At 45.8% G+C, this 17,562-nt stretch carries 18 protein-coding genes; 12 read left to right on the top strand and 6 right to left on the bottom strand.

The features are described 5' to 3' along the window. Nucleotides 1-29: 29 nt before the first annotated feature. The gene (locus MKX50_RS24495) at nucleotides 30-1,058 is read right to left on the bottom strand and encodes a sugar diacid recognition domain-containing protein (protein WP_339158016.1); all 1,029 of its coding nucleotides are present in this window, start codon (nucleotides 1,056-1,058) and stop codon (nucleotides 30-32) included. Nucleotides 1,059-1,249: 191 nt separating this feature from the next. On the opposite strand from MKX50_RS24495, the gene MKX50_RS24490 reads away from it, so the two are divergent. Continuing rightward, a complete protein-coding gene (locus MKX50_RS24490) occupies nucleotides 1,250-1,543 on the top strand; it encodes an alpha/beta-type small acid-soluble spore protein (RefSeq protein ID WP_213591564.1) in 294 nt (97 codons plus the stop codon). A 279-nt stretch (nucleotides 1,544-1,822) separates the two neighbouring features. Here MKX50_RS24490 and MKX50_RS24485 read toward each other — a convergent pair whose 3' ends face one another. Genes MKX50_RS24485 through MKX50_RS24470 form a run of 4 tightly spaced genes read right to left on the bottom strand, consistent with a single transcriptional unit; the run spans nucleotide 1,823 to nucleotide 5,799 of the window. Continuing rightward, nucleotides 1,823-2,650: an ABC transporter ATP-binding protein gene (locus MKX50_RS24485; RefSeq protein ID WP_213591562.1), complete on the bottom strand. Its 828-nt coding sequence runs from the start codon at nucleotides 2,648-2,650 to the stop codon at nucleotides 1,823-1,825. Then, complete coding sequence (locus MKX50_RS24480) at nucleotides 2,650-3,681, bottom strand: iron ABC transporter permease (RefSeq protein ID WP_339158015.1); 1,032 nt, start codon at nucleotides 3,679-3,681, stop codon at nucleotides 2,650-2,652. Before MKX50_RS24480 ends, MKX50_RS24485 begins: the two co-directional genes overlap by 1 nt. Next, the gene (locus MKX50_RS24475; protein WP_213591558.1) at nucleotides 3,678-4,718 is read right to left on the bottom strand and encodes an iron ABC transporter permease; all 1,041 of its coding nucleotides are present in this window, start codon (nucleotides 4,716-4,718) and stop codon (nucleotides 3,678-3,680) included. Before MKX50_RS24475 ends, MKX50_RS24480 begins: the two co-directional genes overlap by 4 nt. Then, on the bottom strand, nucleotides 4,711-5,799 hold the full coding sequence (locus tag MKX50_RS24470; protein WP_339158014.1) for an iron-siderophore ABC transporter substrate-binding protein: 1,089 nt from the start codon (nucleotides 5,797-5,799) through the stop codon (nucleotides 4,711-4,713). The genes MKX50_RS24475 and MKX50_RS24470 overlap by 8 nt, the downstream gene beginning before the upstream one ends. 220 nt (nucleotides 5,800-6,019) lie before the next feature. Here MKX50_RS24470 and hprK point away from each other — a divergent pair, with 220 nt between their 5' ends. The 4 genes from hprK (at nucleotide 6,020) to MKX50_RS24450 (ending at nucleotide 9,581) form a co-directional block, all read left to right on the top strand. Next, a complete protein-coding gene (gene hprK, locus MKX50_RS24465; protein ID WP_339158013.1) occupies nucleotides 6,020-6,937 on the top strand; it encodes an HPr(Ser) kinase/phosphatase in 918 nt (305 codons plus the stop codon). 142 nt (nucleotides 6,938-7,079) lie between these two features. Next, nucleotides 7,080-8,516 (top strand): CAP domain-containing protein, encoded by a 1,437-nt coding sequence (locus MKX50_RS24460; protein ID WP_339158012.1) that lies wholly within the window; start codon nucleotides 7,080-7,082, stop codon nucleotides 8,514-8,516. 95 nt (nucleotides 8,517-8,611) lie between these two features. Continuing rightward, entirely contained in the window at nucleotides 8,612-8,896 is a 285-nt protein-coding gene (locus tag MKX50_RS24455) for a hypothetical protein (RefSeq protein WP_339158011.1), read from the top strand. Between the two features lie 151 nt (nucleotides 8,897-9,047). Continuing rightward, nucleotides 9,048-9,581, top strand: a complete 534-nt coding sequence (locus MKX50_RS24450) for a GNAT family N-acetyltransferase (RefSeq protein WP_213591550.1) — start codon at nucleotides 9,048-9,050, stop codon at nucleotides 9,579-9,581. A gap of 5 nt (nucleotides 9,582-9,586) precedes the next feature. On the opposite strand, the gene MKX50_RS24445 is transcribed toward MKX50_RS24450, so the two are convergent. Then, complete coding sequence (locus tag MKX50_RS24445; RefSeq protein WP_339158010.1) at nucleotides 9,587-10,594, bottom strand: phosphotransferase; 1,008 nt, start codon at nucleotides 10,592-10,594, stop codon at nucleotides 9,587-9,589. Here MKX50_RS24445 and MKX50_RS24440 point away from each other — a divergent pair. The 7 genes from MKX50_RS24440 (at nucleotide 10,574) to MKX50_RS24410 (ending at nucleotide 17,539) form a co-directional block, all read left to right on the top strand. Next, a complete protein-coding gene (locus MKX50_RS24440; protein ID WP_339158009.1) occupies nucleotides 10,574-11,143 on the top strand; it encodes a MarR family transcriptional regulator in 570 nt (189 codons plus the stop codon). The genes MKX50_RS24445 and MKX50_RS24440 overlap by 21 nt on opposite strands. Nucleotides 11,144-11,199: 56 nt before the next feature. After that, nucleotides 11,200-12,033 (top strand): alpha/beta hydrolase family protein, encoded by an 834-nt coding sequence (locus MKX50_RS24435; RefSeq protein ID WP_339158008.1) that lies wholly within the window; start codon nucleotides 11,200-11,202, stop codon nucleotides 12,031-12,033. A 142-nt stretch (nucleotides 12,034-12,175) separates the two neighbouring features. After that, a complete protein-coding gene (locus tag MKX50_RS24430; RefSeq protein ID WP_213591541.1) occupies nucleotides 12,176-13,207 on the top strand; it encodes an ATP-binding cassette domain-containing protein in 1,032 nt (343 codons plus the stop codon). After that, complete coding sequence (locus MKX50_RS24425) at nucleotides 13,204-14,019, top strand: ABC transporter permease (protein WP_213591539.1); 816 nt, start codon at nucleotides 13,204-13,206, stop codon at nucleotides 14,017-14,019. The genes MKX50_RS24430 and MKX50_RS24425 overlap by 4 nt, the downstream gene beginning before the upstream one ends. Nucleotides 14,020-14,090: 71 nt before the next feature. Continuing rightward, nucleotides 14,091-14,771 carry a response regulator transcription factor gene (locus MKX50_RS24420; protein WP_339158007.1) on the top strand — a complete coding sequence of 227 codons (681 nt, stop codon included), beginning with the start codon at nucleotides 14,091-14,093 and terminating at the stop codon, nucleotides 14,769-14,771. Continuing rightward, nucleotides 14,768-15,841 (top strand): HAMP domain-containing sensor histidine kinase, encoded by a 1,074-nt coding sequence (locus MKX50_RS24415; RefSeq protein WP_339158006.1) that lies wholly within the window; start codon nucleotides 14,768-14,770, stop codon nucleotides 15,839-15,841. The genes MKX50_RS24420 and MKX50_RS24415 overlap by 4 nt, the downstream gene beginning before the upstream one ends. Before the next feature lie 189 nt (nucleotides 15,842-16,030). Further along, a complete protein-coding gene (locus MKX50_RS24410) occupies nucleotides 16,031-17,539 on the top strand; it encodes a malate:quinone oxidoreductase (protein ID WP_339158005.1) in 1,509 nt (502 codons plus the stop codon). Nucleotides 17,540-17,562: the final 23 nt, after the last annotated feature.

The raw sequence follows: 17,562 nt of genomic DNA, 5'->3' as shown, positions 1-17,562 counted from the left end.
GTGTCCCAAAACGTAATGGGGCACCCTTCTTATTTAACCCGATGAATCAGCATAAAAATCAGTTCCACGAGTTCCATGATATGATGCGGATTTTTACCGGTCATTTTGTAAATCCGGTTTAATCTGTAGTTCAATGTATTTCTATGAATAATAAGTTGACGGGCCGTTTCATTGGCATTAAGGTTGCAACTGATATAGACTTGGAGCGTTTTGATCAGCTCATCATTGTTTTCGAGCAAATGGGTTAGTTGTTCTAACTTCCTGTCGTTTTTGTACAGCATCGACATATCGGCGATAAACGCACAATGCGAATAGCATATCGTTTTCTCGTTTGTAATAACCCCCTTTAATACCTGTAAAGTGGATTTAGCCTGTCTCAAACCCTCATGGATCGTGTCGTTCATTTCACTAAAGGAGATGAGAGCATCAGGACTTAATTCTCGAATTTGGTTTTCAAGGCTTTGCCGTTGATTTGCTTCTTGAAGAATCAGGCAAAGCAAATGATTTGACAATTTGAAGGCAGGAAAGTCAACCGCTGCATTCTCGGGAATTCCATGCGGAAACTCTACATAAGTGACAATGGATGGCTTCTTTAAATAAATACCGTAGGTCAATGCCTGTTCAATGAGTTCATTCGTATAAACGGTATCTGAATCTGCAACTAAACTGAAGAATTGCTGCTTTAAGTTATTTTTAGCGTTTTCCCTCTCGATGGCAATGCTTTGCTCGATTAATAAAATAACGGCTGATTTCACCAGATTTCCAAAAGGTCTTGTCTCTTCGATCTCACCGCTGATTCCTACAACTCCGACAATATAGCCATTTAATTCGATCGGCAAGTTGATGCCTTTTTTTACGAGTTTCTCATCTGTTGTGATTTCTACTATTTTTTTTTGTTTAATGGCCTCAACTGCACCATGATGCAGGGTGCCGATTCGTTCTTTATTTCCACTGCCGATAATCGTGCCTGCTTGATCCATAATATTAATATTGTAGGGGATATCTTTCATCATTTTATCAACAATGCTTTGGGCCTGATGATGTGTTAATTGATACATAGCGGTGACTCCTTTATCAACTGCTGTCTTATTCAAGCTAATATAAATCTATATCGTATATTATAGATGATGCTGATTTTAGACTGAAATTATGAATTATTTGAGGAAGGCAGCAGTGGTTAAAGTGAATCGGAATGAATGTTACGATTTCCGGGCATGTTAGGGGAAAAGCATAAGAGGTGTTCATCGAAATGGCAAGAAGAAGAAGGAAATATGTCGTGCCAGGAGCGGAAGAAGGCATGCAGGCTTTTAAAGCAGAGGTGATGAGGCGCGAAGGATATACTGTGGATCCCAACCGGCCGGACGATGTCAAATATGAAGTAGCGGAGGAATTAGGGATTCCTTTACAACCTGATGGAAACGGGGATCTGACGACGGAATCGGTCGGCCAGGTGGGCGGTAAAATTGGCGGCTCCATGGTTCGGGAAATGGTTCGGCTTGCGGAGCAGCAGCTAGCGAAAAAGAATCAGCAGGTTAATGAGTAACCTCGAATTGATGCTACAGATACTCTAGTTTAGGATATATAAGACTGCCCCTGTAAATAACACAGCGATTATGGATAGGGTGAGGGCAACAAACTTAAAGAATTTCATCTGACACCTCAACATAATGTTTATTTATTACAAATTGTCCAATAGTCACATTAAATCTTATCATTAGGATATCAATTGTTCAATGTAAAGACACATTAGATGGGTTAGGGAACGCAAATAAGGACATCCGCTATGGATGTCCTTATAATTTTCCATTCCGTAGCAGGTGTGTTAATCACCTTTTTCAGGAGAATATTCATCAGTAACATGATAACGACCTTTGGGTAATACCAAAGGCGAGCCTGAAACGGGGTCTTTGATCACCGTGCAATCCAGTCCAAAAATGTCTTTAACTAGAGTGCTTGTAATTACCTTGGATGGTTCCCCCTCTGCCATAAGCTTTCCTTCTTGAAGCGCAAAAATATAGTCTGCATACCGCGCGGACAAGTTGATATCATGGAGAACCATAACAATCGTTGTTCCGTATTTCCGGTTAAGGTCTGTGAGCAGGTCAAGAATTTCGACTTGATAGGTGATGTCCAGAAAGGTTGTCGGTTCATCGAGAAATAAAATGTCGGTTTGCTGCGCCAGAGCCATGGCAATCCATACGCGCTGCCTTTGACCGCCTGACAGCTCGTCGATATGGTGATTGGCAAGCTCCGTTATGTCCATAATCCTCATCGCTTCGGCAACGGCCTCGGCATCCTTTTTGGTCCATCCGGTGTGCCAAGATTGGTGCGGAAACCTTCCCCGACCCACCAAATCCGCGACTGAAATTCCCTCTGGAACGATAGGGGATTGCGGCAGCAGTCCGATGACCCTGGCCAATTTCTTTGGCGCAATTTTGCCGATAGGTTTGCCGTCAAGGGTGATGCTGCCGGATACAGGCTTGATCAGTCTCGCCAGTGTTTTCAGAAGCGTGGACTTCCCGCAGCCGTTTGCTCCAATAATAACGCTGATTTGATGGCTGGGAATATCGAGGCTTACTCCGTGGATCACGGTTTTATGATCATAGCCTGCTACGACCTGTTCCGCTTGGAAAATATGTGTCGGTTTCATTATAATTCTCCCTTTCGATTCATCCGGATGAGCAAGAAGATCAAATACGGCGCCCCGAGTAACCCGGTGATAATACCTACAGGGAATCTGTACTCAAAAGCAAATTGTCCGATCAGATCTGCCGCCAAAACCAAATTAACACCAACCAGGCCTGCCGGAATGACATTGGAGAAGCCAACGCCGACCAGTCTTTTTGCGATCGGCCCCGAAAGGAAGGAGACAAAGGCTATTGGACCCGTGGTCGCGGTAGCCATCGCAATCATGCAGACGGAGCTCACAATGAGAGTGATTCTTGTCTTGCCGGTATCTATACCGAGAGAAGAAGCCGATTGCTCTCCTAGTTCCAATATATCCAGATGTTTTCCCAGCGCAATAATGATAGGTGCAGCAATAATAACCGTAATGACAAGAGGCGGGAGCTCGTGCATTTGAGAGCCATTCAGACTGCCGGTGAGCCACCTCAGTGCAGCGGGAATATCCTGTTGCGCGCTAACGAGCAGAAGATAGGATATCACCGCGTCAAGCATGGCCTGGATGCCTATTCCGACCAGAATCAATCGCCCGACCGAGAAGGATCTTCCTCTGGATAACATATAAATGAATAGGACGGTAGCAAGCCCGGCAATGACGGAGGCAGCGGAAACGACAGCTCTGCTTGAATGAAGCACGATGATGCAAAAAACAGCCGCAGCGCTTGAGCCGGAAGTAATCCCGATGACATTCGGATTTGCAAGGGGATTGCGCAGCATGGTCTGGAATGTATACCCGGCAATGCCGAAGGCAAATCCGGCACAAAGACCTGCCAGCATTCTCGGCAAACGAATCGTATTCACCGCAAAAAACACGCCTTTGAGATGTTCTCCCGAAAGTGCCCGAATAACATCTTGCACCGGATAAATGGTGCTCCCCAGTAAAAGCATAGCGCAGCAAAGCATGCCTGCGAGTACAGCAAGAAGGCTAGTGACAAGAACCCAGCGGCGGCGTCTTTGACGTCTGCCTGCCATAATAAATTCGACCGATTGATTTCTCATAATGAACGCACTTTCGATTTCATCGCTAAAATGATGAGTATTGGAGCTCCTATGAACGCGGTTACGACGCCGACCTCAAGCTCTCCGGGACTGCCGATGAGCCTGCCGCATACATCAGATATCGTTAAAATAATGGCTCCCGACATCGCTGACATTGGGATAACAAACCGTAAGTCAGGGCCGAGGATCAGGCGGATGGCGTGAGTGGCCAACAGCCCGACAAAACCAATAGGGCCTGCCAGCGCGGTCGTTGCACCGCACAAGAGAACCCCTGCAAGAGCCGCAACAAGCCTTAACATTCCTGTGCGAACGCCCTGGCCGGTTGCAACTTCGTCTCCCAGTGCCAGCGCATTCAATGCTGGGGCCGTAATTACAGCTATCATTATGCCAACAATCAGAAACGGGGCGAAGGTAGCAATCCCGCTCCAGGTTGCAGAACCGACGCTTCCGACTTGCCAAAACCGGAATTGATCCATGACATAAGAGCGTGGAATCATGATAGCTGTGACCAGAGAGGAAAGAGCGGCGCTTGTGGCGGCTCCCGCCAATACAAGCTTAATGGGCGTGGCGCCGCCACGCCCCATCGAGCCGATTCCGAATACGAAAACTGCCGTAATGGCAGCCCCGGCTAAAGCCAGCCAAATATATTGATTAGCGGTGCTGATATTCAGGAATGCAATCCCGCAAACTACAAACAAGGACGCGCCTGTGTTGACCCCCAGTATACTCGGGTCGGCAATCGGGTTGCGTGTGACCGATTGCATCAGTGCTCCGGAAATCCCCAGTGCCGCACCGCCAAGCAAACTGAATACGGTTCGGGAAATTCGCTTGCGAACGACGTTTGCCTCGTAGGAGTCGACGTCTCGGTGGAATAAACCGTCGATCAGTTCGTGGAAGCTGATCAGCCGAGAGCCTAAGACCAGAGAGGCAATCACGCATACCCCCAGCAGGATCAAACAAATTACCAGAACCATCGTGAAGTTCCTCGGGGTATGCGAGTTTGAGCGTTGTTTTTTTGGAATCGCAGAACTATTCATTGATCTTACGGATAGCCCCATCGATTAATCCGAGATATTCATCAATGGTATAAGCGATTGAAAGCGGATTGGGGTTTCCGGAAGCCGCCAGAGGCGTACCGTCGCCGATAAACACGACAGAGCCTCTTTTGATTGCTGGAATTTTACCCAGCAGGGGATCTGCTTTCACGGCATTATACAAGTCTTCGCCACCATACCCGATCAAAATATCCGCATCGTTAAGCATGTCTGCATTCTCGGCGCTTAAATTCATGGAGTAGCTGGTCGGATCCGCAATCTGCTTCGTAACACTTTCAGGGTAGACCAGTCCTAATTCCTCCAGAAAAGAGCCGCGAGGGTCTGCAGGCGTATAAATATGTAGTTTGGACATGTCTTTCGCCGAGAAGTTGACCCAGACTACTTTTTTTCCTTGGATCTGAGGATGCTCGCTGGCCTTTTCCTGGATCAGTTTCTCCGTGTCCTTAATGAGCTGTTCGCCTTCCGCTTTCATACCCATACCTGTTGCATTCAGCAGGACTTGCTCACGCCAAGTGGTTAACCAAGGAGTGGTCGGATAGGCCACCACCGGAGCGATTTGGCTAAGAATATCATAGTCTTCCTGCGTAATACCAGAGTAAGCTGCAAGAATGACATCCGGGTCTGCGTCTGAAATCGCCTCAAAGTCAAGGCCGTCCGTATCTTGGAACACATTCGGGTCATTTACGCCAAATTCCTTAAGCTTTTCAGCTGTCCAAGGCAGCAGTCCGCTGTCATCCTGAACACCATAATTCGCAGCCGAGAAGCCTACAGGTACAACGCCAAGAGCGAGAACAACATCATGATTCGCCCATTGAATGGTAGCGACTCGTTCAGGCTTGCTGTCGATGGTGGTTTCTCCAAAAGCATGCTTGATTACGATCGGATATTCAGCATTTGTCTCCTGGGCAGCGGGAGCTTCCGTTTTAGGAGTTTCAGTATTTACCGAAGCACCCTCGCCTGGTGTTGAGCTGGATGGTTGTTGGCCTGAGCAACCCGCTAGTGCCAGTACAAGAATCAATGAGATAAGCCATGGTTTAATTGAGAACTTTCGTTTTGAATTCATGCAAGTACCCTTCCTTTATAAAAAATGTAATTGTGGCCGGACATTGTGATAATGATTATCATTGTCACTAAATATATATCCGTGTTGGCAGGTTGTCAAGAAAATTTTGGCATCTGGGCATCCTAGCAGGAACAACCCTCCCGGTTGTTGAATATATTCGAAATCGAGTAATGAACAACAGGCGTATGCCAGGACGCCTTAACCGCAGGAGGAGAACATCATGAAAACGGTCACTGTTCAAAAATTGAAGGAAGCCTTCCATCTGGAAGTGCTTGCGGCAGACAGCCATATGGACCGTGTGATTACCCGTCCACGGACGCATAGACCTGGGCTGGAGTTTGTCGGGTATTTTGATTTTTTCCCTATGAACCGGGTTCAGGTGCTCGGCCGCAAGGAAATTAACTATTTATTGACCTTAACCGTTGAGGAACGCAAGCTGCATATCGGAAACGTCGTCAAATATCATCCGCCATGCTTCATTGTGACTTCAGGGCAGCAGGAGATTCCCTATTTAATTTTATTCTGCGAACAGGAAGGTATCCCGCTGCTGCGGACAACGGAGACGACAACGGAATTTATCGCCAAGCTGGACAGTTATCTGATTAAGGCGCTTGCGCCTGAAATATCAATCCATGGCGTGTGTGTAAATGTATCGGGTATAGGCGTTCTTCTTCGGGGCAAGTCGGGAATTGGCAAGAGCGAAACAGCGCATACGCTCATTCGGAGAGGCCACCGGTTTGTGGCCGATGATATTGTGGTGCTTAAGAAGCTCGGCCCCGCAACTCTTCTCGGGACGCATAATGAGACCACGCGTGAATTCCTAGCGCTGCGCAGCGTTGGCCTGATTAATGTTGTACGGCAGTACGGACGCAGGGCCTTTCAGGACGAGACGCGAATCGTACTGGACATCGAGCTGGCCCCATGGGAGGAAAATTCTTTGAACAATGAACTGGAAGTAGAACCTCAGTTCACGGAATACCTGGGGGTTAAGATACCGCATATTGAAGTCCAGCTTCAACCAGGGCGTGATGTCGCTGGTCTGATCGAGGCCGCAGCGAACAACTGGTATCTCAAGCAGCTTGGCTACAGCGCCGCCGAGGAGTTCATGAAGCGGATTGAGAACGAGATGCAGGAATGACTCTGAACTTTGGAACGGGAGTCGAAGTAAATAGATTGAAATAAGATAGGATCCCTCTTCTAATAAGAGGGATTTTAATTTATTTTGTCGAACTATGAAGGGTTGCGTTAGAAGAACATCATGAGTTTAAGGGGAGATAGCTGTGGGAAAAAATCGTTGGTTAAAGATAGCTGGTGTCGCAGGCATAGCGGCAGCAGTGTGGATCGGAGTGCCTAAGGGGATTGGGGCTGCCCCGTCGATGTTTGCAGATGTGCCTAGCTCGCACTGGGCCTATGAGAAAATAATGTGGTCGAAGGATCAGGGGATAGCGAGTGGTTATCCGGATGGATCATTTAAGCCCTCCAAATCAGTTACTGAGGCTGAATTTTTAGTCATGCTTTTGCGTACATACCCTGAATTGCAAATAGAAGCTGCAAAGGCCGGTGAGGTATGGCATGCGCCTTACTATAGGCTGGCAAAAGAGTTGAATTTACAGGTAAAACAACAGCCCAATGAGTCAATTACACGTGGACATGCAGCACAATTGATGACGGGAATGATGGGTACAACCTTCACGGTGACCGAAGCCGTCCAATTCATGTTAGATGAGGGTTTTGCTGAAGGTAAGAATGGATCAGGCGTCGAGGGATTTGCTCCGAATGACACTCTAACTCGTGCAGAAGCGCAGACCTTCTTCTTTCGCTTGAAACAGGGGGAACGGGTAGAGGATGCCTCTGCCAAAGAGGATGAAAACGTAATTCAGCAGGAGGCATTGGCGCCATCTGCCATCGAGCTTCAAGGCGTACAAATCGGCGATTCTGAAGCTGACGTCATTGCGGCGTTAGGGCAGCCGAATCGTAAAGATAAAATAAGCAGTGATATGACATGGTATATCTATAACCGGGACTTGAAGAAATATGCTCAAGTCGGAATTATGAATCAAGAGGTTGTTGCCTTATTTTCTAACGGGGCAGGCTGGCGCTTTGGCGGCGAGGGTAAGGGAACAGGACTTGCCGATTTGAGATCTAGAGCGGACAAATTATGGGGAGAAAGTGTCGGCAGCTCTTATAATGTTGTCTACTATCAAATGGATGACATTGAAATAACGCTGTTCACAGATGATCAAGAGAATGGACGAGTTGATGGGATATTTGTAACCAATAATAGCAATTTCGATGATGTATACAGTATTAACGTTACTGAGGATACATTAAAGGCATATGAGCTTCAAGTGTTTGATTTGACGAATACCTTTCGTGTAAGTAAAGGCTTGAAGCCCCTGACCTGGAATGAGAAGGCTGCTGTTGCCGCTCGCCTGCATAGCGAGGATATGGGGGTACGGGATTTTTTTGCCCATACTAATCCTGATGGCAAATCACCTGGCGACCGAATGGCCGCTCAAGGCTTAACCAAATTTAAGGCAACAGGTGAAAATATTGCAGGCGGTCATATAAATGCCATCGATGCTCATTACAGCTGGCTAAATTCGCCCGGGCACAGGAATAATATGTTGACTAGTGGCTATACAACGCTTGGAGTTGGAGTTAAATTCATAAATGAGGTTCCATATTATACTCAAAATTTCTACACGCCGCTGTAATTGTGTTAGCTTGTTCACCAATGTATAATTCCGGGACAATTCCCAATACTATGCCTGATAATTATGATCTCAATGGCAGAAGGGATGGTACATCATTGGCTAAGCATTCAGACACAAGCTGGAAACAGGATCATCCAAACACGTTGCTGAGCAACTCTGTTCAAAAGGCGGATCGTTCAGTGAGGCAAGCGATGTCGCACCCAGGGGAACCTACGGTTGAGCATGCGGTTAATTCAATATCCCACGCAGAAAATGCACTCTTCAATGCAGAGCAGCACAATGAACACATGGATACCGTTCAGCAATATAAAGAAAGATTAGAGCTGGCGAAGGAGCATTTGCAAGAGGTGCAAGAGATTGTAGAGGACCAGACAACTTAAAATTGTCAAAGTTTTTGGCATACAGTTTAAATGACACCTAGTTCAAAGTGGCGACCAAATTGGTCGCCATTCCCTTTTTTTACATGTATAATCTTGGAAGTCGCTGATGTGTTTATTTAGAGATAGTATTTGTCTAAATTGGAGGTAACTGATGTTCAATGTAACGTATAGGAAGTTAGTGGTCGAAGAGTGTGAATTAATAAATGATATGAATCCATCCCAATTCATAAAAAGAGCATGGAGAGAAGTAAACGGAAAACGCCAGTTAGTCGAAGTTAATTATCAAGATTCTGATTGGCCTAATGGTTACGAACACCACTTCAATAGTTTGAAAGCAACTGTATTAAGTGATGGCGAAGCGATAGGCGCTTTTGATGAAAGCAACAAATTAATAGGTTTCGCAACAATAAATCGTAAGTTCTTTGGTGAAAATTATAACTACGTTTTATTAGACCAACTATTTATATCATTAGAGCATAGAAATAAAGGAATTGGTAAAAAACTACTTTTAAAAATTTCAGAAGTAGCCAGAGAGTGGCAAGCAGATAAAATATATATTTGTGCGGGCTCTGCCGAGGAGACAATTGCATTTTATTTTGCGATTGGTTGTAAAGAGGCTGTAGAAATAAATAAGGAATTATATGAGAATGACCCAAGAGATTTTCAATTAGAGTTTCAGTTATAATTCATTTAATTGGGGCCTGAGTTTACCCATTCATCCAAGACATCCATCCCCCTTAACCGCAAAAGCCATGTTTGTTCCATAATATCCAGCATGTTGCGGCTTCTTGGGCGATTAGGGAACCGGGCAATATGCCAAGCTTCCCGAGGTAACCGGTACAAGGCAGAAATCAATTTTCGCTCGATGCGGTTTAGAGGACCGAGTTCTTCATACCCTCTTAACAACGAATGCATGAAAACGGGATTAAACTGAGTTGTGTTCATAAGGGTGGTCGCTAGGTCGACATAGATAGAGCCTAATTTCATGTGATCCCAATCGATGATAAAAAGCTGGCCGTCATTGGAAATAATGACGTTATGTGCAGTAATATCGTTGTGTATCAGTGCGGGATGGACCATTTCCCTCTTCAAGAGGTTTGCAATCTCCGGGGTCTTTAATTCAGTCCAAGTCCGATCCGAAAACTGGATGCAGGATTCTCCAAACCTTTTGAGCCATCGGCGGATCCTTAGATTGGTTTGGTTTGCTATTGCCATTCGGCTGCGTAAGAGACGATCCCGGTTTTTCCATAATCGGATATGATCAAAGAAGGGGCTATTCATGGAAAAGAAGCGGCTGGATGTGCTATGCAAAGAGAAAAGAGCCCGGCCAAGTTTTTCGAAATCTTCTGGATTCTCCAATTTCCTTCCGTGTATCCATGCAGTAACATAGAAAGGCCTTCCTTGGTTTAAAATCCATGGCCTTCCGTCATTACTATTAAGCCATTTTGGCATATTGCTGAAGCCGTTGTTCATCAGGAATTGTATATAGCCCGCAGTTGTTTCTATTTGTTCAATTGTACTCGAACGAAGTAATAAACTTCGATAAAAGGGCTTCATCGCATAGGTTCCGCTGTTCGTCTGTACTCGGATAATGGCATTTTTCCGGTAAAATGACGCAACTGGCTCTGATCTCAACGGAATCAGGCCGAAGCGGCGGACAATTTTGCGGATTCTTTTTTGGGAATAGGAATTTGCCATAGGCAGCCTCTTTTCCTTTATAGCGTTATTAGCCAGGTTATTCATCCGGGAGGAAGTGCGCATGGCCTGGCGTCTATAAGCAGATTAAATCTTGCAATTAATTTGACATCAAACTATAATGCGATTATGGAAAACAGAGACGTCATTTCATTAATTTCTAAAATCAGAGAGAAAGTTAACCGGTTTATTGTATCGGAGATGGTGAAGTACGGGATTGAGGGTATTGCCACTTCGCATGGCGATATCATCTATGCCCTATTCAGGGCGCCCCGACTTACGATGGCGGACATATCCAGGAGGATTAATAAAGATAAGTCAACAGTAACGGCGCTGGTTGATAAGCTGGTCCGGCTTGGATATGTGACAAAGGAAAGGGACGCAGAAGATACAAGGGTTGTTTATGTTGCTTTAACCGGGAAGGGGAGAGAGCTGGAGCCGATCTTTGAATCCATTTCGCAGGAGTTGTTGGATGTGTTTTATTCGGACATTTCCGATAAAGAAAAAGAGGACCTGCTTCACATTTTAAAACGGATTTACGGCAATTTCTAAATTTTTTTCAATAAATAGTTTGATATCAAATTAAATGAGACGAGGAGGAGATGATCATGAGAGATTTTACGAAAAAATTGCCTGATCATGTGGAGAAATACATTGGGGAGAACGATTTATTTCTAGAGATATTCGAGGGGGAAAACCTCTCCAAAGCTGCGAAGAACAGCCCCCCGCTACTTTTTGTACATGGTGCCTTTACAGGCAGCTGGATGTGGAGCAAGTACATTCCTCACTTTACCCGGGAAGGATGGACCTGCTATGTCATGAACTTGAGAAGCCACTACAAAAGCAGACTCATGGATATGACCCAAATTACTTTTGAGGATTATTTGGAGGATATCAGGGAGGTTATTCATGAGGTTGTCGAAGAGTGCGGAGCTGCGCCGATTCTTGTCGGATTCAGTATGGGGGGAATTCTGGGACAGAAATTAGCTGAGACCTTTGAGCTTGCCGGGCTGGTGCTGATCGATTCCGTCATAAGCCAAGAAGTTCACGAAACAGTGCCCTACGAACACTTAGAGCCTTTGACAGCTGCTATCGTAATGCCAGCCCCAGCCCGTGAAGAACATTCAAGCATAGATGAATCGGCAGAGGACATTGCATTCCAAAGGAAATACCTGGCGATGGAATCGTCCAAGGCATATAACGCTTTTGCTTTTTCGGCCGAATCAAAGGGCATATCCATAGACAGCAGCGCCATTTCTTGCCCATGCCTGGTTATCAAGGCAGTAAGCTGTGATGATGACGACCGCCGGGGCAGGGTGACAGCGGAGCATCTCCGTGCTGAGTATAAGGGTCTTTGGGATACAACGCATACCGGCGTGCTTATAGGGCAGAGATATATGGAATCAGTAGCTGCCATTATGGGCTGGTTGAAAGGACTTTAGAACAACATCATGAGTAAATAGGCGAATAGAATAATATGAACTAAGGCGACCCAGAAGGTCGCCTTAGTTCATATTCAGTTCATAAAACCTCTTTATCATCCGAATGTATTCAGCAATACACACAGGAAAGGGAGGATTTGCATTGAGTAATCATCAAGTTAAGAAATCCTTGGCAGTTAAGGGCGATTGGGCCGTTGAAGCGCAAGGATTGGTTAAAAACTTTGGCGGCAATCGTGCGGTGGACAGGGTAGATCTGAAGGTTCCTGCCGGTTCCATTTATGGGGTGCTTGGTCCAAATGGAGCAGGGAAGACGACCACAATCCGAATGTTAGCAACATTACTGCGGCCGGACGAAGGTTCGGCACGGATTTTCGGATACGATGTGGTGAAGGAGGCGCAAATTGTGCGCCAATTGGTTGGAGTGACCGGTCAGTATGCCTCGGTAGATGAGTCTCTCAGTGCTACTGAGAATCTGATTATCTTCTCCCAATTGTTAGGGCTGAGCCGTTCTGAGGCAAAGCGAAAGGCAGCAGAGCTGCTAGAGGAATTTAGTTTAACGGAAGCCGCAAAGCGTCCCTTAAAAAATTTCTCAGGCGGGATGCGCCGCAGGCTGGATTTGGCAGCAAGCCTTATTGCACAGCCGCCGCTGATTTTTTTAGATGAACCGACTACGGGGCTGGATCCGCGCACACGCAATCAGATGTGGGAAACGATCCGCCGGCTGGTAAAGGTGGGCTCAACTGTACTGTTAACCACACAATATCTGCAAGAAGCAGATGAACTGGCTGACCGGATTGCGGTGATCGATCATGGCCGTGTTGTTGCTGAGGGAACCGTAAATGAACTAAAGGCCTCCATAGGCACCTCATCCTTGCATTTGAGCATTATAAATCCGCAGGACATTCCAGAGGCTCGTCAAAGGATTGACCGAATCCTAGAGGTAAGGTCATCGGTCTCATCGGAAGGCGGAAGAATTGTTGCCCCGATGGGGGATGCCGACCGGGTCACTGATCTGCTGATCGCCCTTCGCGAAGCGGGAATCCAATTAGCGGAGTTAAGCGTACAGAAACCTACCCTAGATGAAGTCTTTTTAACGATTACGGGTCAGGGTGATAAGGAGAATGCAGCAATGGCTGCAAATCAATCGGAAAAAGAAAGCGAGGTAAGCGTATGAAAAATACTTCAATAACACCAGTTGCCGCACGTCAATTACGAAACAGAACCAGCTTCGGCCAAGCTGTAAGAAATTCCTTAATCATGGCTTACCGGGGACTTTTAAAAATTCGGCGCACCCCCGAGCAATTGTTTGATGTTACGATTCAACCCATTATCTTCACCTTGATGTTCACTTACATTTTTGGCGGAGCTATTTCAGGAGATGTACTAAGCTATTTACCGGTTATTATTCCTGGAATCCTTGTGCAGACTGTGATTACAACCTCCGTTGTCACTGGCGTTCAATTGCGTGAGGATATGGATAAAGGTGTATTCGACCGATTCAAGTCACTGCCTATTGCCCGAATTGCCCCGTTAGCGGGCGCTCTTTTGGCGGATACCATCCGCTATACCATTGCAACTGTGCTTACCTTTACTATGGGCTATATCATGGGCTACCGGCCTGAGGGAGGCTTAGGAAGTGTCGTCATTGCCGCACTACTCGTCATTGCGTGTGCTTGGGCAATCAGTTGGATTTTTGCCTTCTTTGGCGTGATTGCGCGTACTGCATCAAGCGTTCAGGGCATTTCGATGATTGTACTGTTCCCGCTCACCTTTGTCTCCAATGCTTTTGTGCCGGCTGAGACGATGCCTGGCTGGCTGCAATGGTTTGTAAAGATTAATCCGATCTCGCACCTCGTTACGGCCATCCGGGAGCTTACCAACTCGGGAGCCGTTAGTTCGGATTTGACGATCTCTCTCATAGGCGCCGCGGTTATTGTGGCCATCTTCGCACCGCTCACCGTACGTGCCTATATGCGCCAGACTTAGCTGATAGGCTTTGACAGCAAATGCCAACTAGGGATACTCTTTATTTAAATCATAAATGAGGAATGAATACCGTGACAACGATATTAATTGTAGATGATGATCCTCACATCCGTGAATTGATTCGCGTTCTTCTCTCCAGAGAAGGCTTATCGGCTCTGGAAGCAGCGGATGGAGAGGCAGCATTATCCTTGCTCGATAAGGACAAAGTCGATCTGATTATTCTTGATATCATGATGCCCAATATGGACGGCTGGACATTTTGCCGTGAAATACGAACCTATTATTCCAGTATACTGCCCATTTTAATGTTAACGGCAAAAGGAGAGACAGCTCAGAAAGTGAAAGGATTTGATCTCGGAACGGATGATTATATGGTTAAACCCTTTGCTCCGGCAGAGCTCGTTGCTCGGGTTAAAACATTACTCAAGCGCCATAAAATTACCGTATCCAATCGGATTGAAATCGGGGATGTCTTGATTGACCGTGCTTCCTATAGAATTTTTATGGGGAGCAAGGAGTTCACCTTGCCGCTGAAAGAATTTGAGCTGCTGTTTAAGCTGGCAACACATCCGCAGCAAACTTTTTCACGGGAGCAATTGATTGAGGATATTTGGGGATTTGACTATGAGGGGGATGAGCGAACGGTTGATGTTCACATCAAACGATTGCGGCAACGTTTCTCTTACGAAGATTGCCCCTTTAAAATTACAACAATCCGTGGACTCGGTTATCGTTTGGAGGTCACCCCTTGAAGCTGCTGGAAATAATAAAGCGAATTTCAGGTTTTTTGGCACTCATATTAACCTTGCTGTTATTTTGGTCCTGTGCCTACTGGGTTACATCTTGGCTGTTTGATAGGATTCATTATGTTCCTGCCGACTATGTCAGACAGCTAATCAACTCGTTATTGGGATTTTTTCTATTTGGCTTTTGCATGGCTATTGTAGCGAATATCAAATGGGTAAAAAGCCGGCAAGAACAATTTTTGCATCCGATCCTTCAGGCCATGAAAATGATGGCCGAAGGAAACTTTAATATCGATCTCTCATATTATAGAAATCAACACCAGGGACGAGGCCACCCCTATTCCAGGATTGTTGAGAGTATTAGGGATATGGCAGGCAAACTCAGTGCAATGGAGGAAATGCGGCAAGAATTTATTTCAAATGTCTCGCATGAAATCCAGTCCCCGCTAACTTCGATTAGCGGGTTTGCCCATGCTTTAAAGAATGAAGAGTTAGGTCCTGATGAACGTAAGCATTACTTAGAAATTATAGAAATGGAAAGCAGCAGGCTTTCGAAATTGAGTGAAAATTTACTGAAGCTCACCTCGCTAGAGTCTGACAAATTCCTTTTTGACCAACAAAACTATCGATTAGACCGCCAGCTTCGCCGAAGCATTCTTGCCATTGAACCGCAATGGGCTGAGAAGCAGATCCATATGGATATTGTTCTTGAGGAATTAACTGTCACTGCCAATAAGGATCTGATGGAACAAGTATGGATGAACCTGCTCCATAATAGTATTAAATTCACACCAAGAGATGGAACCATCAGAGTTGAAGCGCTGAAAGCGTCCGATAACCTTCTTATTATAAAAATTCAAGATACTGGAATTGGCATGGATAAAGAAGCTTTGATGCACATATTTGAGAGATTCTATAAAGCAGACCCATCAAGGAACCGCAATTTCGGGGGCAGCGGCCTAGGTCTATCCATCGTCAAAAAAATAATCGATTTGCATAACGGCTTGATCCAGGTGCAAAGTAAGCCGGGAGAAGGAACTGAGGTAACCATAACATTAAGGCAAACTATCGATTAAAATTATCATATTTATACTAAATAAATATTTTAATCTATCAGTATTATTGATACACTAGGATCAGGTAAAGAAATTGTAAAAAATCGATCCAGAAAAGGTGTGTGACTAGTTTCCGCACTGGCATGCGGAACGCCTGCGCAGGAGCGCCTACATCCTTTCTGCAAATCTTAGGGTATAAGGACGGTAAAAATGAGTAACAGACAAACAAGTACAGATGTTATCTTAATTGGTGCCGGGATTATGAGTGCAACTTTAGGGACACTGCTGAAGGAATTAGTACCGGACTGGGAAATTACAGTGTTTGAGAAGCTTGCCAATGCAGGAGAGGAAAGCTCTAACGAATGGAATAATGCGGGGACAGGGCATGCGGCGCTGTGCGAGCTTAACTACACCACCGAGAGATCGGACGGATCTGTAGATATTAGCAAAGCTATCAAAATTAATGAACAGTTTCAAGTGTCCATGCAGTTTTGGTCTTACCTTGTAAACAGCAATCTAATCCGCAATCCGCGGGACTTTATCGCCCCGATCCCTCATATGAGTTTTGTGCAGGGGGAGAAGGATGTCTCGTTTCTGAAGAAGCGTTTTAAAGCGCTATCAACCAATCCTCTGTTTCGGGAAATGGAGTTCTCCGATGATCCCGAGAAATTGATGGAATGGATTCCGCTAATGATGAAGGACCGCCCAGTCAGCGAGCCTATAGCGGCGACAAGAATCGAGTCGGGGACGGATGTCAATTTTGGGGCTTTAACGCGCATATTGTTCGGGCACTTAAAGAGTCAGGGCGTTGATATAAAATATAAACATAGCGTAGACAATATTAAGCGTACTAGCGACGGCTTGTGGGAATTGAAGGTACGGAATGTCGATACCGGCAGCATCGAACGCCATACTGCGAAGTTTGTCTTTATTGGCGGAGGGGGAGGAAGTCTGCACTTGCTGCAGAAATCCGGTATTCCGGAAGGAAAACATATCGGAGGGTTCCCGGTAAGCGGACTTTTCATGGTATGCAATGATCCGGAAGTGGTAGAACAGCATCATGCCAAGGTATACGGCAAAGCTAAGGTAGGAGCTCCTCCTATGTCCGTTCCGCATCTTGATACAAGATTTATCGACAACAAGAAATCGTTGTTATTTGGACCGTTTGCGGGCTTTTCACCGAAGTTCCTAAAATCCGGTTCCATGTTCGATTTGATTACGTCCGTAAAGCCGAATAATCTGGTCACGATGCTGGCAGCAGGGGTCAAGAACGTTCCACTGACGAAATACCTGATCCAGCAAGTGATGTTGTCCAAAGAAAAACGCATGGAAGAACTGCGGGAATTTATCCCGAACGCAAAAAGCGAGGATTGGGATTTGGTTATAGCTGGTCAACGTGTGCAAGTAATCAAGGATACGGATGCCGGCAAAGGAACACTGCAATTTGGTACTGAAGTGATTACCGCTGCTGATGGCTCGATTGCCGCATTACTCGGTGCTTCACCAGGTGCCTCAACCGCGGTTTCCGTGATGCTTGAGGTCATCAGCAAATGCTTCCCGGAATATATGGAGGCTTGGGAGCCGAAGATCAAAGAGATGATTCCTTCCTACGGAACATCGCTATTAGCAAACACGGAGCTTATTCAGGACATTCATACTTCAACAGCGCGGTCGCTTGGACTTGGCAGTGAAGACCTTCCTGTCGAAATGCATGCATAACAAAAAAAGAGAGATCACCAGCT

The sequence above is a fragment of the Paenibacillus sp. FSL W8-0186 genome, assembly GCF_037969765.1.
GTDB lineage: Bacteria > Bacillota > Bacilli > Paenibacillales > Paenibacillaceae > Fontibacillus > Fontibacillus woosongensis.
Note: the sequence above shows the minus strand (reverse complement) of the source record. Positions and strands in the feature narration are given on the sequence as shown.

Coding starts and splice junctions, on each gene's coding strand:
- MKX50_RS24470 (WP_339158014.1), bottom strand. CDS start 5,799: ATGAATTCAAAACGAAAGTTCTCAATTAAACCATGGCTTATCTCATTG.
- hprK (WP_339158013.1), top strand. CDS start 6,020: ATGAAAACGGTCACTGTTCAAAAATTGAAGGAAGCCTTCCATCTGGAA.
- MKX50_RS24425 (WP_213591539.1), top strand. CDS start 13,204: ATGAAAAATACTTCAATAACACCAGTTGCCGCACGTCAATTACGAAAC.
- MKX50_RS24495 (WP_339158016.1), bottom strand. CDS start 1,058: ATGTATCAATTAACACATCATCAGGCCCAAAGCATTGTTGATAAAATG.
- MKX50_RS24485 (WP_213591562.1), bottom strand. CDS start 2,650: ATGAAACCGACACATATTTTCCAAGCGGAACAGGTCGTAGCAGGCTAT.
- MKX50_RS24435 (WP_339158008.1), top strand. CDS start 11,200: ATGAGAGATTTTACGAAAAAATTGCCTGATCATGTGGAGAAATACATT.
- MKX50_RS24410 (WP_339158005.1), top strand. CDS start 16,031: ATGAGTAACAGACAAACAAGTACAGATGTTATCTTAATTGGTGCCGGG.
- MKX50_RS24475 (WP_213591558.1), bottom strand. CDS start 4,718: ATGAATAGTTCTGCGATTCCAAAAAAACAACGCTCAAACTCGCATACC.
- MKX50_RS24450 (WP_213591550.1), top strand. CDS start 9,048: ATGTTCAATGTAACGTATAGGAAGTTAGTGGTCGAAGAGTGTGAATTA.
- MKX50_RS24445 (WP_339158010.1), bottom strand. CDS start 10,594: ATGGCAAATTCCTATTCCCAAAAAAGAATCCGCAAAATTGTCCGCCGC.
- MKX50_RS24490 (WP_213591564.1), top strand. CDS start 1,250: ATGGCAAGAAGAAGAAGGAAATATGTCGTGCCAGGAGCGGAAGAAGGC.
- MKX50_RS24480 (WP_339158015.1), bottom strand. CDS start 3,681: ATGAGAAATCAATCGGTCGAATTTATTATGGCAGGCAGACGTCAAAGA.